The sequence below is a fragment of the Christiangramia gaetbulicola genome (genome assembly GCF_003054225.1).
GTDB lineage: Bacteria > Bacteroidota > Bacteroidia > Flavobacteriales > Flavobacteriaceae > Christiangramia > Christiangramia gaetbulicola.
In genome coordinates this window covers 496,507-510,499 of the sequence record NZ_QBKQ01000001.1, presented here as the reverse complement: position 1 = coordinate 510,499, position 13,993 = coordinate 496,507, and the positions used below count along the sequence as shown (strand labels likewise).

The window sequence follows — 13,993 nt, the reverse complement described above, 5'->3', positions numbered from 1 at the left end:
TAGCAATGGATAATAAGTAATAACTAATAAACAGTTAGATAGAGAAAACAAGGCATAAAAAAACCCGTTTAGGGAACAGGTTTAGATTAGGTTAGTATGGGTATTCAAATCCTTTATGCAGCAGAAGTTACTTCGTAATGATTTAGCAATCCCTGGTAAAAGAAAATACTTTGATCATCCTTTTTCAAACAGGATTTTAAGAATCGCTCTATATTCTGACATTCAAAAGTGATCTGGGTATATTTATTCTGACCTACCGGAAGTTTCAGATCTATGCTCTGCTCCTGGTAATCTATTTGCACATGCTTGGCGTCAAAATATCTTTTGACAAGAGCCTCGTGAAACATCTGAAAATTTGATTTTTCAATGTTCTTATTTATTATGCTGTAAGAAATGAGATCCTTAACCTGGTCAATTATCTCGGGGGTAGTAGTTGTGTTCATACTCAATATTTCATCATTATCGACTTGGCTAAATTACTAATAGACAGCATAAAAGCTGTTAAGAAAAGTCTAATTAATGGATGCTTAATATATTTTTAACTTCGAGGAAGATTCTTTAAGAAGCTCTTTAGATTAAAGATCCAGGATAATTGGAGAATGCATGATTCTCAGGCGTTCATCAAGAATCGATAAGTTAAAATATTTAGTTTCCGAGCGTTTTGTGGATCCCGATGCGTGGTGAATATGTCCAAACAAATGATATATTGGTTGAACAACTGGTAAGGATTTTAATAATTCTTCACATCCCAGATGAATTCCGCTTCCAATTTCATCCAGAATTCCGAAAGGTGGAGTATGGGTAATTAAAACTTGAGTATCATCCGGGATCATCTCCCAGTGTTTTTTGATCGCTTTTCCCCTTTCCCGATTAAATGCCCAATTATCCAATCCGGGTGTAACCGGGGAGCCCCAGAATTTTATTCCTTCTATTTCAATTCCCCGGTCTAATAATAAACCTATGTTCTTTGGAATATTGGCAAGGTTTTCTACTTTTTCAAAATAGAAGTCATGATTTCCTGGTACCAAGATCTTGTGTTTATGAGGCTGGGAAGAAAACCACTTTAGGAAACTTTCGGTTTCGTTTCTTGTGCCTCCGTCTGTACAATCACCTGCATGTATAAGAACATCCCCTTTTGGAATCGGGATTTCATTATGTTTGTTATGGGTGTCGGCCAGGCAAATAAGCCTCATAGATTTCGATTGAATTGGTTGACAAATTAAATAAAAAAAATCCGTTGAGGTTATCAACGGATCTTTATCAATGGTCCTTTAAATTTATTCTTCTTTTTCATCGGCCTGTAATTGTACCAGGCTTTTGTCTGCGGGTAATATTTTATTGATCGTTTTTAGCATACCAAAAGCAATAATTGCTGCGGTAACGGCAAAAAAGATAAACTTTACTAGTAAACTTTCGCTCACTACCAAACTGTAAAAACCAAGGAATATCTCGGTGATCACGAATAAAATCTTTATGCCAACTTTTAAAAACATTTTTTCATTTGAATTTGTTCAAATATAACATCCAAATACCGGACCAGGAAAGCAAAAAATCAAGTTTGACAGAAATTTAACTTTGGTAACTTCTGGGTCACAAACTTTTAAGTTAAAAATTCTTAAACCGGGCTTGGTAAGCCTTCGGAATTGTAAATTGGTTTTTAGAAATAAAATTAAACTTGAAGAAAACTACTAAACTCGCGATCGGGATTTTAATCGGAATTGGCCTTTTGGCTATAGGTCTTATCTTCCTAAATAATTACCTGGAGAAAAGAATTAAAACCGGTATAGAAGATAACCTGAAAAAAGCTCAGGTGAGCTTTGAAAAAGTTGACGTTAAATTACTTGATCGCAAAGCCGAAATAATAAATCCCTTCGCAGAAATTAAAGGGAAGGCCCTCCAGGTTGATACTATAAAACTGAATGATATCCATCTCTGGGATTATATCACCAGGAAAGATGTGGTCGTTGGTGAACTAAGGATCTCAAAACCTGTAGTAAAATTCTACAATTTTAAGGAGGAGTCCCAGGATTCTTCAAAAATAGATAAATCGGAAAAATCTTCCCGTTTCAAAAATAAGATCCTTATAAAAAAGGTCAAGGTCCAGAAAGGGAGTTTTGAGATCTTTGAAAAGGATAGTAACAGTCACAGGCTTTTTGCTGCGATCAATGCCATTAAGATGGAACAGGTGCGCATCAATGCTCAAACTCTTAAAGAGACCATTCCTTTTAATTATGACCTTATCCTTTTGAATGCCGATAGTCTTTTTTATGATTTGAATGAACAACATGAACTGGCGGTTGGAGATCTCGAAATTGATAATAATAAGGTAACTATCGCAGACCTCAAGATCATCCCCAAATATTCTAAGCAGGAGTTTCAAAAGACTATAAGTAAAGAAAAGGACAGGTATGAACTTTCTATAGATACTATTTTACTAAGTGATCTAAACTGGTCGGTACAAAATGATTCTCTCAGATTTGAAAACCCATATACCGAAATTAACCGTGCCGATTTCAGAATTTACCGTGATAAACTTCAGCCAGACGACAATAGCTTCAAACCCATGTATAGCGAAATGATCAGGAAGATGCCCATTCTGATTCAATTCGATTCGATAAGGGTTTTAAATAGTTTTTTAAAGTATGAAGAAAAAATTCATGAAGACCGCGAGTATGGGATGGTAGAATTTTCAGATCTGAATATGGGAATTAAGAATTTTACCAATATAGATTTAGACAGGGAGGATTTTCCAAAAACGCGGGTGGTCTCCAACTCAAACTTTATGAAAGGTGCTCCTTTACATGTAGACTGGGAGTTTGATGTAAGTGATCGTTCAAATCAATTTCAGATCTCCGGTGATATGGGAAGACTCTCGGCGGCGCAGATGAATGCGTTTTTCAAAGCCGGGATGAATATTGAAGCTTCGGGGGAGATCCTTAAAATGTATTTCAATTTCTACGGAAATGGGAATAAGGCTCAGGGTGAAATGAGGCTGGAATACAAGGACTTTAAAGTTGAAGTATTAAGAAAGGACGGGAAAAGGAAGAATAAGATAATTTCCGGACTGGCCAACCTTATAGTTCGCAATAAAGCGATCAATAAAGAAGCTAATTATAAAGAGATCAGCTACACCAGGGATACCACCAAGTCTTTCTGGAATTATGTCTGGAATCTTATAAAGAATGGAGCTCTAAAGTCCTTTCTTTAGATCTTGAAGGTAACCACAGGCCTGTTAGAGTGATTTACAAGGTCTTCGCTGATGCTTCCGTTAAAGAAATGGGCTATACCTTTTCTTCCGTGGGTTGCAATACCTATGAGCCCGGCATTAATTTTATTGCCAAAATTGATGATTCCCTGCTCTACACTTATATCGTTGAAAATATGTACCTCATGAACCTTGGATCCTAGATCACCAATAAATTCCTCAATTCTCTTATGTGCCTCTTTGCTGGTTACGAAATCGTTTGGTGTATTAATAAAGAGTAAGTGTAATTTGGCTCCCAGGGTATCGGCAAAATTAATGGCCTTTCTCAGGACTTTTTTATGAGATTCATTGGCATCTGTAGCGAAGACAAAATTGTCTATTTCAAACTCAGGGATCTCGTTCTTGATCACCAGGACGGGGATCTCTGAATGTCTCACCACTTTTTCAGTATTAGATCCAATGAACATTTCCTGGAATCCGCTGGTGCCATGAGACCCCATGACAATAAGATCGCATTTTTTTTCTTTACCTATTTCCATGATTCCGTCGAAAGCACGGTGGAACTCTACCGTTTCGTGTACTTTGATTCCTTTGAGATACGGCTCTTTCATGATCTTGTTAAAACGCTGGTGGGCGAGTTTCATAAAGAATATGGCTTCGGGAAGGTTCTGGCTGCTACCACCTACAGGATCAATTAATTGCAAGGGTAATTCCAGCATATGAAGTAAATAGATATCTCCATCAAATCTCTTTGCGAGTTGGGCGGCAACTTTCAATGCCTTTTCAGCCTGGTCGCTGAAATCGGTAGGGACTAGGATATTTTTCATGATTGAAGTTAAATGCTTAGTAATTAATGTATTATTAAATTTACAAAGAATATTTTATCTGATGTCTTTAATTTATTTTTTTATGGATGGTTGCTGGCGGACAATAGTTAGTGCCTGGGGAAGAGAATTTCGGTTTTACCTCATTTCATTTATTTTCACGTTTTTATACTTGGAAAATATTGCTATATTTGCAGCGTTGAAACTAAAAAAAGTACAGCGAGGGGACAAAAGTCCCCTCTTTTTATAAACATATGCTGAAGGAGAAGGTAGAAAAGTTAGCAGAGAAGGTTTTTGAAGAAAATAATTCCTTATTTTTAATAAGCCTTGAAGTAAACTCCGCCAACCATATCAAGATCGTGTTGGACGGTGATGAAGGCGTATCAGTAAATGACTGTATCATGGTTAGTCGTGCCATAGAGCATAACCTGGACAGGGAAGAGGAGGATTTTTCTCTTGAAGTTACTTCGGCCGGGGTCTCTGAACCTCTTTTAATGCCGAGACAATTCAAAAAGAATTTAGGTCGCAGGTTAAAGGTGAAGACTCAGGATGATAAGTTCGAAGGAGATCTTCTATCTGCAGACGATAAGGAAATAAAGCTTTCATGGAAAGCAAGGGAACCTAAGCCGGTAGGTAAAGGTAAGGTTACAGTTCAGAAAGAGGCCGTGTTGCCTTATGCTGATATTGTGGAAGCAAAAGTTAAAATAACATTTTAATCACAAATTGATATGGAAAATATCGCGTTGATTGAGTCATTCTCGGAGTTTAAAGACGATAAACTTATAGATCGTGTCACGCTGATGGCGATCCTGGAGGATGTTTTTAGAAATGCTTTAAAGAAAAAGTATGGAGAAGACGATAATTTTGATATTATTGTAAACCCTGATAAAGGGGATCTTGAGATCTGGAGAAACCGAATTGTTGTTGCCGATGGTGAAGTTGAGGATTCTAACAGGGAGATCTCTTTATCTCAGGCCAGAAAGATCGAGCCAGATTTTGAAGTTGGTGAAGATGTTTCAGAAGAAGTAAAGCTGGTAGATCTTGGTAGAAGAGCGATTTTGGCACTTCGTCAGAATTTGATCTCTAAGATTCATGAGCATGATAACACGAATATTTACAAGCAGTTTAAAGATCTTGAAGGAGAGATTTATACTGCCGAAGTTCATCATATAAGGCACAGAGCCATTATTCTTCTTGATGATGAAGGTAATGAGATTGTGCTTCCAAAAGACCGACAGATTCCTTCAGATTTCTTCAGAAAAGGAGAAAATGTAAGGGGAATCATAGAAAGCGTCGAATTAAAAGGTAACAAGCCTACGATCATAATGTCCAGAACCGCTCCGGCTTTCCTTGAGAAGTTATTCGAACAGGAGATCCCAGAGGTTTTTGATGGTTTAATTACTATCAAGAAAGTAGTTCGTGTTCCTGGTGAAAAAGCGAAAGTAGCGGTAGATTCTTATGATGATAGAATCGATCCTGTGGGTGCTTGTGTAGGTATGAAAGGTTCCAGAATTCATAGTATTGTACGTGAATTGGGGAATGAGAATATAGATGTGATCAATTTCACCAATAATGAGCAGTTGTTTATCACCAGGGCATTGAGTCCGGCGAAAATAACTTCCATTAAAATGGATGAGGAAGCAAGAACGGCAGAGGTTATGCTGAAGCCAGAAGAAGTTTCTAAAGCAATTGGTCGTGGTGGGCACAATATTAGATTAGCAGGTCAGTTGACCGGTTATGAGATAGACGTGTACCGTGAAGGTGTTGAGGAAGATGTTGAATTGAAAGAATTTACAGACGAAATTGAAGATTGGGTGATCGCCGAATTTTCTAAAATTGGTCTGGATACAGCGAAAGCTGTGTTAGAGCAAGATGTAGATGATCTTGTTCGTCGTACAGATCTGGAGGAAGAAACCATTAAAGATGTGATGGCTGTACTTCGTTCAGAATTTGAAGAATAATATTTTTTAGAATACAGAATACATTAAAAGAGGTTAATTTAGAGGGCAATTTATGGCAGAAGCGAAAACAACGCGATTAAATAAAGTTCTACGTGAGTTCAATATCTCGTTAGACAGGGCTGTGGAATATCTTAATTCCAAAGGCTACGAGATAGACGCACGTCCAACTACCAAGATCTCGGGAGAAATCTACGAGGTGCTTTCTGACGAGTTCCAAACCGACAAGAGTAAAAAGGTAGCTTCCAAAGAAGTTGGAGAAGAGAGGAAGAAAGAGAAGGAAGAGCTGCGCAAGGAAATTGAGGAAAAACGTAAGGCTGAAGAGGTTAAGAAGGAGAAAGAGGAAGAGTCTGTCTCAGCCAGAGCGAAACTCGAAGGTCTTAAACCTGTCGGTAAGATAGATCTGGATAATAAATCTGGTGATAAGCCGAAGAAAGAGGAAGAAGCCGCCCCTAAAGAAGAAGCGAAAGAAACTCCAGCTGAAGAGCCTGTCAAAAAAGCTGAAGAGACTAAGCCGACTGAAAAACCTGCAGCGAAAGCTGAAGAGAAGGAAGAAAAGCCTAAGCAGGAGGAAGCTCCTAAGAAAGAAGAGAAAAAAGCTGAAGAGCCTAAGAAGGAGGAGCCTAAGAAAGAAGAGGTTGCTGCCAAAGAGGAAGAAGCTAAAGAAGAATCTACTACTATAGAGACCAAGTATACCAAACTTAGTGGTCCTAACTTTACTGGTAAAAAGATCGACCTTTCTCAATTCAAAAAGCCTGTTAAGAAGAAGGATGAGAAGAAAGAGGACGATAAGAAAGACAATGACAGGCGTAAGAAGCGTCGTCGCCGCATCAGTAAAGATGTAAAAGGTGGAGGTGGAAACGCCCCACGTGGTGGAGCTAATAAAGGCGGAAGAAAAAGAAGTAAACCTATTACTAAAGAGGAGCCTACTGAAGAAGAAGTACAAAAGCAGGTGCGTGAAACACTTGAAAAACTTCAGGGTAAATCTTCTAAAGGTAAAGGAGCAAAATACAGAAGACAGAAGCGAGACGAACACAGACAACGTTCTGCAGACGATCTGGCACAACAGGAATCTGACGAAAAGATCTTAAAGGTTACAGAATTTGTAACGGTAAGTGAGGTTGCAACCATGATGGATGTTCCGGTAACTAAAATTATTTCAGCGTGTATGTCACTTGGAATGATGGTAACCATGAACCAGCGTCTGGATGCGGAAACTTTAACGATTGTAGCGGAAGAATTCGGTTATGAAGTTGAGTTTACTACAGCTGATGTTGAAGAGACTGTTGAAGAAGTAGAAGAAAATCCGGAAGATCTTGAGACAAGAGCTCCGATCGTAACCGTAATGGGTCACGTTGACCACGGTAAAACTTCCCTTCTTGATTACGTTCGTAAAGAGAATGTGATCGCAGGAGAAAGTGGTGGTATTACACAGCATATTGGTGCTTACGGGGTTAAACTCGAAGGCGGTCAAAAAATTGCATTCCTGGATACTCCTGGTCACGAGGCCTTTACGGCGATGCGTGCCCGTGGTGCACAGGTTACAGATATCGCGATCATCGTGATCGCGGCAGATGATGATGTGATGCCGCAAACAAAAGAGGCGATCTCTCACGCTCAGGCGGCGGGAGTGCCAATTATCTTTGCGATCAACAAATCTGACCTTCCAACGGCAAATCCAGAGAAGATTAAAGAAAGACTTGCTTCCATGGATCTTCTTGTAGAAGACTGGGGAGGTAAGATACAGTCACATGATATTTCAGCTAAAACAGGATTAGGAGTTAAGGAATTACTTGAAAAAGTACTTCTTGAAGCTGAGATCCTGGAATTAAAAGCTAATCCTAAGAAACTGGCTAAAGGTACCGTAGTAGAAGCATTCCTTGACAAAGGTCGTGGATATGTGGCTACGATCTTGGTTCAGGGTGGTACGCTTAAAGTTGGAGACTATGTACTTGCCGGTAGAAATAGTGGTAAGGTGAAGGCGATGCAGGATGAGCGTGGTAATGACGTTAAAGAAGCTGGTCCATCTACACCGGTATCTATACTTGGTCTTGATGGTGCGCCACAAGCGGGTGATACCTTCAAGGTAATGGAAGATGAGCGTGAAGCGAAAGACATCGCGGCAAGACGAACTCAGTTACAACGTGAGCAGAATGTTAGAACTCAGCGTCACATTACGCTGGATGAAATTGGTAGACGTATAGCTCTTGGAGACTTTAAAGAACTTAACATTATCCTGAAAGGTGATGTGGATGGTTCTGTGGAAGCGCTTACAGATAGTTTCCAGAAACTTTCTACTGAAGAGATTCAGGTGAATATCATACACAAAGGAGTAGGTGCAATTACTGAAAGTGATGTGTTACTTGCTTCGGCATCTGATGCGGTAATTATCGGATTTAACGTTCGTCCTGCAGGAAATGCTAGACAGGTGGCCGATAAGGAAGAAATCGATATCAGAACTTACTCGATCATCTATGATGCGATCAATGATCTTAAAGATGCTATGGAAGGTATGCTTTCTCCAGAATTGAAGGAGGAGATCACCGGTACGGCAGAGATCAGAGAGACCTTCAAGATATCCAAGATCGGTACTATTGCAGGTTGTATGGTAACTTCAGGAACTATTTACAGAAGCGCCGGTATACGCCTTATTAGAGATGGCGTGGTTGTTTACACAGGTGAACTTGCTTCATTGAAACGTTTCAAAGACGATGTAAAAGAAGTTAAGAAAGGTTACGACTGTGGTATGCAGGTTAAGAATTATAATGATATTAGAGAAGGTGATGTTATCGAAGCCTTCAGGGAAGTTGAGGTTAAGAAAACCCTTAAGTAATAGGGAATATCATATAAAAATAAAAAAAGCGACTCAGTGATGAGTCGCTTTTTTTATTGGGTGATGTTTTAAGTTATTTTCTCTGTGGCTTAGGAATAAATGCTGCCGGAAAATTCTCTTTGATCTTAAGCAATGCTCTGTCTGCTTCCAGGCGGTTTCTAAAGTTTCCTACCCATACTTTGTAATTTGGAGCCTCATAAGTTATTTGGGAGCTGTAAGAGTAAAGATCCCGGTATTTCTTAATTACCTCGTTGGCTTCTCCATTATCTCCATAGAACAATTGTATAACGTAGCGATCCCTAATCTGGTTGTTTTTATTCAACTCAGTTTTCACCTCCATTAATTTTTCTATCTTCTCATTTTGTTGAATGTTCACGTTTCCTTGTTGAGCCCTCATTTTTAGGCTAAAAACACATAGAAAAGCTGTGAAAGCGAAAAGAAGCAGGCTTTTTGGTTTTCTCATAGTAATTTGGCTTTTGACAAATGTAAAATTAAATAACTTAAACAGGTTGTAATTTATTATTTAGAACTAATATAAATTAGTCATTAACACTTATGTAACATTCCTAAAATCGTCTGTATGTATTACTTTTGTGCACGAATTTAAAGGTACCTTTTTAGGTTTTTAGCCCTAAAATACTGAGTGTAAAAACCGTACCAAAGTTTAGACGTTAATCGAACTTATAATATGAAAAAGGTGATTTTCCGCCATTCAACTTCGCGACAACTACTATTAAGCGTAGCATTTTTATTGACATTTACCCTCAGTGGGTTTTCGCAAGCTCAGGCGGCGCAAGATGCGACAGCCCAGGCTGAGCCTGAACAGGAAGCTGCAGCTGCAGATACTGGAGGTTCAGATCTAGGTGATCCTGCTGCCGGTAAAGAATTGTTTAATTCTTTATGTGCTGCATGTCATAAGCCGTACTCAAACTCTATTGGTCCTGCTCTTCACGGGGTGACAGATAGACGTGACATGGACTGGATCCATGAGTGGGTAAAGAATTCTGCTGCTTTGATCGCTAGCGGAGATGCTCAGGCTAATGAAATTTACAATGAGTGGGGGCAAACAGCGATGCCTGCATTTCCTCAGTTAAGCAATGGTGATATAGATAATATCCTTGCTTACGTTGAACAGCCAAAACCTGAGCCGCAAGCGGCTGCTGGTTCTGCTGGTGGAGAAGCTGGTGCTGCCGGAGGATCTGGTGGAGTTTCTACAGATGTGATCCTTGGTATCCTTGTTTTTGTATTAGCAATGCTTCTGCTGGTTCTTTTCCTTGTGAACAAGACCCTAAGAACTTTTGCTGATGCTTCAGGAATCGTGATTCCAGAGAAACCAAAAAGAAAGCCGATCTACAAGGCATTTGTAGAAAATCAATTCCTTGTACTAGTAAGTTCTATAATCGTGCTTTTAGCAGTTGGTTATTTCGCTTACGGATTCTTAATGCAGGTGGGGGTTGATAAAGGTTATCAGCCAATTCAACCGATACACTATTCTCACAGAATTCACGCTGGTGATAACCAGATCGAGTGTAAGTACTGTCACTCTTCTGCAAGAACTTCCAAGCATTCTGGGATTCCTTCTCTAAATGTTTGTATGAACTGTCACAAAGCAATTGCTGAAGTAGCTCCAGAAACTGCTACCGAAGAATATTCAAAAGAATTTTACGATAAAGAGATCGCGAAGTTATACGACGCTACCGGATGGGATCCTGCTACCAGAACTTATTCTGGAGAGGAGAAACCTGTTAAGTGGGTGCGTATCCATAACCTTCCAGATTTTGCTTACTTTAACCACTCTCAGCACGTAAGTGTTGCCGGGATCGAGTGTCAGAAATGTCACGGTCCTATCCAGGAGATGGAGATTGTATATCAAGACGCTCCTTTAACCATGGGATGGTGTATTAACTGTCACCGTGAAACCAATATCAGGATCGAGGGTAATGAGTATTACGAGAAGATCCACGAGGAGTTATCGAAAAAATATGGTGTAGAAGAGCTTACTGCTGCTCAGATGGGCGGATTGGAATGCGGTAAGTGTCACTACTAAAATCCTGAGATTCAGGTATAATTTAAGAAGCTAATATCTAGATATAATATGTCATCAAACAAGAAATACTGGAAAAGTGTTGAAGAGCTAAATGAAAACAGCTCTGTTGTTGAGACGCTCCAACAGAAGGAATTCGCTGAGGAGATCCCGGTAGAGGACTTCCTTGGGGATAAAGAAAGTCTTGGAGATTCTAAAACTTCAAGAAGAGATTTCCTTAAGTATGTTGGGTTCAGTACAGCAGCGGCATCACTGGCTGCCTGCGAGGGCCCTGTGGTAAAATCCATTCCTTATGTGGTGCAACCCGAAAGGATTGTTCCTGGGATCGCGAATTATTACGCATCTACGATTGCTGATGGTTTCGACTTCGCAAGCGTTTTGGTAAAAACTCGTGAGGGTCGACCAATAAAAATTGAAAATAATGACCTTTCGAAGTTCAAAGGCGGGGTTAATGCCCGTGTGAATGCTTCGGTATTGTCGTTGTATGATACAAAAAGGGTGAAGCGCCCAATGATCGAGGGAAGAAATGTTTCCTGGGAAGAATTTGACCGTGAGGTTTCTTCTGCACTGGATAATGCTAGTGGAGAGATCGTTCTTCTTACGCAGACATTCGCCAGTCCTTCGACTTCAAAACTTATTCAGGAGTTCTCTTCAAAATATGGTAACGTACGCCACGTAGTGTATGATACGGTTTCTGAAGATGCTGCTCTTAATGCATTTCAGTCTAAATATGGAAGACGTGCATTGCCAAACTATGACTTCTCTAAAGTGAAGACCGTAGTTAGTGTTGGTGCAGATTTCCTTGCAGACTGGCATGGAGGTGGATTCGATGCTGCTTTCGCGAAGACAAGAATTCCTAAGAATGGTAAAATGTCTCGTCATATTCAGTTCGAATCTAATATGTCTCTAACCGGGGCGAACGCAGATAAGCGTGTTCCATTGAAGCCTTCTCAGCAAAAAGCTGTTATGGCTGCCTTAAGAGGTTACATCGCTGGTGGTTCTTCTACAAGTGATCTTCCTTCTAATATTGATGACGCTGTAGTGAAAGCTGCTAGTCAGTTAAGAAAAGCTGGTAGTGGTGCTGTAGTTGTTAGTGGAGTTCCGGATCAGGAAGTTCAATCATGGGTGTTGGAGATCAACGAGGCTCTTGGTAGCCGCGTGATGGATACATCTAACGCAAGAGTTATTCGTCAAGGTAACGCTAGTGAGGTTGCTCAGTTGGTAAAGGATATGAATAACGGTAGTGTTGGCGCTCTATTGATCGCTGGTCTTAACCCGGTTCATACACTTCCAAATGGAGATGAATTCGTAGAAGGTCTTAAGCAGGTTGAAACTGTGGTAGATTTCACTACGAGAACAGACGAAACATCAAAACTAAGTAAATACGTTGCTGCTACTCCGCATTACCTGGAGAGCTGGGGAGATATCCAATTTAGTGAGAAATCTTTCAGCTTAATGCAGCCAACGATAAGACCGTTGTTCGATACGAGACAATTTCAGGATACACTTCTAAAATGGTCTGGTAACAATGCTTCTTATTACGAATATATCAAAGAGACCTGGTCTGCTGGACTTGGGGATAGAAACTGGAGCGAAGTACTGCATGATGGAGTTTTTGAAGCTTCTTCTCCTGTAGCTCTGCCAGCTTCTAATAATTCAAGCTCTTCTTCAATTTCATTCAATATGGATGAGCTGGAAGGTGAAGGTTATGAATTAACTCTTTATACCAACACTGCAATTGGTGACGGCCAGCAGGCTAATAACCCATGGTTGCAGGAAATGCCAGATCCGCTTACAAGAGCGAGCTGGGATAACTACGTAACAGTTTCTAAAGCCGATGCTGAAGAGCTAGGATTGGAAAATGAGAATGTTGCTAATGGTGGGCTTAACGGAAGTTATGTGAATCTAACTGTTGGTGATACTGTAGTTAAGAGTGTACCGGTTTACATTATGCCTGGTCAGGCTAAAGGATCTGTTGGTCTTGCGCTTGGTTATGGTAGAAAGGCTGGAGTTCAGGAAGAAATGCAAACAGGGGTAAATGCTTATCCTTTGTATAAGAACTTTAGCTCGGTACAGAAAGTAAAAATTGAAAAGGTTGCTGGAGTGCATGAATTTGCATGTGTTCAGCTTCATAATACCTTAATGGGTAGAGGTGATATCATCAAGGAAACAAGCCTTGAGGTATTTAATACAAAAGACGCTCATGTCTGGAACTCTACTCCTGAAGTTTCATTAGATCACCAGGAAACTCCTGTAACTTCTCCAGAGGTTGATATCTGGGAAAGCTTCGACAGGACTACCGGGCCACACTTCAACTTAAGTATAGACCTTAACGCCTGTACTGGTTGTGGAGCTTGTGTGATCGCTTGTCATTCAGAAAATAACGTTCCTGTAGTAGGTAAAGATGAAGTGAGAAAATCTAGAGATATGCACTGGTTGCGTATAGACCGTTATTTCTCTTCTGAAGATACCTTCACGAACGATCTTGAGAAAAAAGAAAATATTGGTGGTCTTGGAAGCTCTCTTTCAGAATTTGGAGAGTTAGAAGAGCCTGCAGACAATCCTCAGGTTGTATTCCAGCCTGTAATGTGTCAGCATTGTAACCATGCGCCTTGTGAAACTGTATGTCCTGTAGCGGCAACTTCACACGGTAGACAGGGACAAAACCAGATGATCTATAACAGATGTGTTGGTACGAGATATTGTGCTAACAACTGTCCTTACAAAGTTCGTCGTTTCAACTGGTTCAACTATGCACAGAACGATGAATTCGATTACCACTTGAACAATGACCTTGGAAGAATGGTACTTAACCCAGATGTTACTGTACGTTCAAGAGGGGTTATGGAAAAATGTTCTATGTGTATCCAGAAGACTCAGAAAACGATCCTTGATGCTAAGCGTGAAGGTAGAACGATCAAGGATGGTGAATTCCATACTGCCTGTTCTGCAGCTTGTGATAAAGGAGCGATGGTCTTTGGAGATGTAAACGACAAGGAATCAAAAATTCTTGAAAAGAAAAATGATGACAGGATGTATCATCTGCTTGAGTATGTAGGTACAAAACCAAATGTGATGTACCAGACAAAAGTTAGAAATACAACCGAAGCTTAAAATAACGAATAACTA

11 protein-coding genes are annotated in these 13,993 nt (G+C 40.0%); 6 read left to right on the top strand and 5 right to left on the bottom strand.

The window, feature by feature from the left end; genetic code table 11:
• Positions 1-113: 113 nt before the first annotated feature.
• The 3 genes from C8P64_RS02235 to C8P64_RS02225 form a co-directional block, all read right to left on the bottom strand.
• Complete coding sequence (locus C8P64_RS02235) at positions 114-443, bottom strand: hypothetical protein (RefSeq protein WP_108170427.1); 330 nt, start codon at positions 441-443, stop codon at positions 114-116.
• 132 nt (positions 444-575) lie between these two features.
• Positions 576-1,193 (bottom strand): metallophosphatase domain-containing protein, encoded by a 618-nt coding sequence (locus C8P64_RS02230; RefSeq protein WP_108170426.1) that lies wholly within the window; start codon positions 1,191-1,193, stop codon positions 576-578.
• Positions 1,194-1,277: 84 nt separating this feature from the next.
• Positions 1,278-1,493: a hypothetical protein gene (locus tag C8P64_RS02225; RefSeq protein WP_108170425.1), complete on the bottom strand. Its 216-nt coding sequence runs from the start codon at positions 1,491-1,493 to the stop codon at positions 1,278-1,280.
• Positions 1,494-1,675: 182 nt separating this feature from the next.
• Here C8P64_RS02225 and C8P64_RS02220 point away from each other — a divergent pair, with 182 nt between their 5' ends.
• Positions 1,676-3,208 (top strand): hypothetical protein, encoded by a 1,533-nt coding sequence (locus C8P64_RS02220; protein ID WP_108170424.1) that lies wholly within the window; start codon positions 1,676-1,678, stop codon positions 3,206-3,208.
• Here C8P64_RS02220 and C8P64_RS02215 read toward each other — a convergent pair.
• Entirely contained in the window at positions 3,205-4,032 is an 828-nt protein-coding gene (locus tag C8P64_RS02215) for a universal stress protein (RefSeq protein ID WP_108170423.1), read from the bottom strand. The genes C8P64_RS02220 and C8P64_RS02215 overlap by 4 nt on opposite strands.
• 251 nt (positions 4,033-4,283) lie before the next feature.
• On the opposite strand from C8P64_RS02215, the gene rimP reads away from it, so the two are divergent.
• From rimP to infB, 3 genes are read left to right on the top strand one after another with little or no spacing between them, the layout of a single operon-like run.
• On the top strand, positions 4,284-4,745 hold the full coding sequence (rimP, locus tag C8P64_RS02205) for a ribosome assembly cofactor RimP (RefSeq protein WP_108170421.1): 462 nt from the start codon (positions 4,284-4,286) through the stop codon (positions 4,743-4,745).
• 12 nt (positions 4,746-4,757) lie between these two features.
• Positions 4,758-5,990 carry a transcription termination factor NusA gene (gene nusA / locus C8P64_RS02200; RefSeq protein ID WP_108170420.1) on the top strand — a complete coding sequence of 411 codons (1,233 nt, stop codon included), beginning with the start codon at positions 4,758-4,760 and terminating at the stop codon, positions 5,988-5,990.
• 52 nt (positions 5,991-6,042) lie between these two features.
• Complete coding sequence (infB, locus tag C8P64_RS02195; protein ID WP_108170419.1) at positions 6,043-8,820, top strand: translation initiation factor IF-2; 2,778 nt, start codon at positions 6,043-6,045, stop codon at positions 8,818-8,820.
• Between the two features lie 73 nt (positions 8,821-8,893).
• On the opposite strand, the gene C8P64_RS02190 is transcribed toward infB, so the two are convergent.
• Positions 8,894-9,283, bottom strand: a complete 390-nt coding sequence (locus tag C8P64_RS02190) for an SPOR domain-containing protein (RefSeq protein WP_108170418.1) — start codon at positions 9,281-9,283, stop codon at positions 8,894-8,896.
• Between the two features lie 225 nt (positions 9,284-9,508).
• Here C8P64_RS02190 and C8P64_RS02185 point away from each other — a divergent pair, with 225 nt between their 5' ends.
• Together C8P64_RS02185 and C8P64_RS02180 are read left to right on the top strand one after the other, a co-directional pair.
• Complete coding sequence (locus C8P64_RS02185; RefSeq protein ID WP_108170417.1) at positions 9,509-10,867, top strand: c-type cytochrome; 1,359 nt, start codon at positions 9,509-9,511, stop codon at positions 10,865-10,867.
• A gap of 48 nt (positions 10,868-10,915) precedes the next feature.
• Positions 10,916-13,978 (top strand): TAT-variant-translocated molybdopterin oxidoreductase, encoded by a 3,063-nt coding sequence (locus C8P64_RS02180; protein ID WP_108170416.1) that lies wholly within the window; start codon positions 10,916-10,918, stop codon positions 13,976-13,978.
• The last annotated feature ends 15 nt before the right edge of the window (positions 13,979-13,993 follow it).

Bases quoted from the DNA above. Each gene is read 5' to 3' on its own strand.
- C8P64_RS02230 (WP_108170426.1), bottom strand. From the start codon at position 1,193: ATGAGGCTTATTTGCCTGGCCGACACCCATAACAAACATAATGAAATC.
- C8P64_RS02225 (WP_108170425.1), bottom strand. From the start codon at position 1,493: ATGTTTTTAAAAGTTGGCATAAAGATTTTATTCGTGATCACCGAGATA.
- infB (WP_108170419.1), top strand. From the start codon at position 6,043: ATGGCAGAAGCGAAAACAACGCGATTAAATAAAGTTCTACGTGAGTTC.
- nusA (WP_108170420.1), top strand. From the start codon at position 4,758: ATGGAAAATATCGCGTTGATTGAGTCATTCTCGGAGTTTAAAGACGAT.
- C8P64_RS02180 (WP_108170416.1), top strand. From the start codon at position 10,916: ATGTCATCAAACAAGAAATACTGGAAAAGTGTTGAAGAGCTAAATGAA.
- C8P64_RS02215 (WP_108170423.1), bottom strand. From the start codon at position 4,032: ATGAAAAATATCCTAGTCCCTACCGATTTCAGCGACCAGGCTGAAAAG.
- C8P64_RS02235 (WP_108170427.1), bottom strand. From the start codon at position 443: ATGAACACAACTACTACCCCCGAGATAATTGACCAGGTTAAGGATCTC.
- C8P64_RS02190 (WP_108170418.1), bottom strand. From the start codon at position 9,283: ATGAGAAAACCAAAAAGCCTGCTTCTTTTCGCTTTCACAGCTTTTCTA.
- C8P64_RS02185 (WP_108170417.1), top strand. From the start codon at position 9,509: ATGAAAAAGGTGATTTTCCGCCATTCAACTTCGCGACAACTACTATTA.
- rimP (WP_108170421.1), top strand. From the start codon at position 4,284: ATGCTGAAGGAGAAGGTAGAAAAGTTAGCAGAGAAGGTTTTTGAAGAA.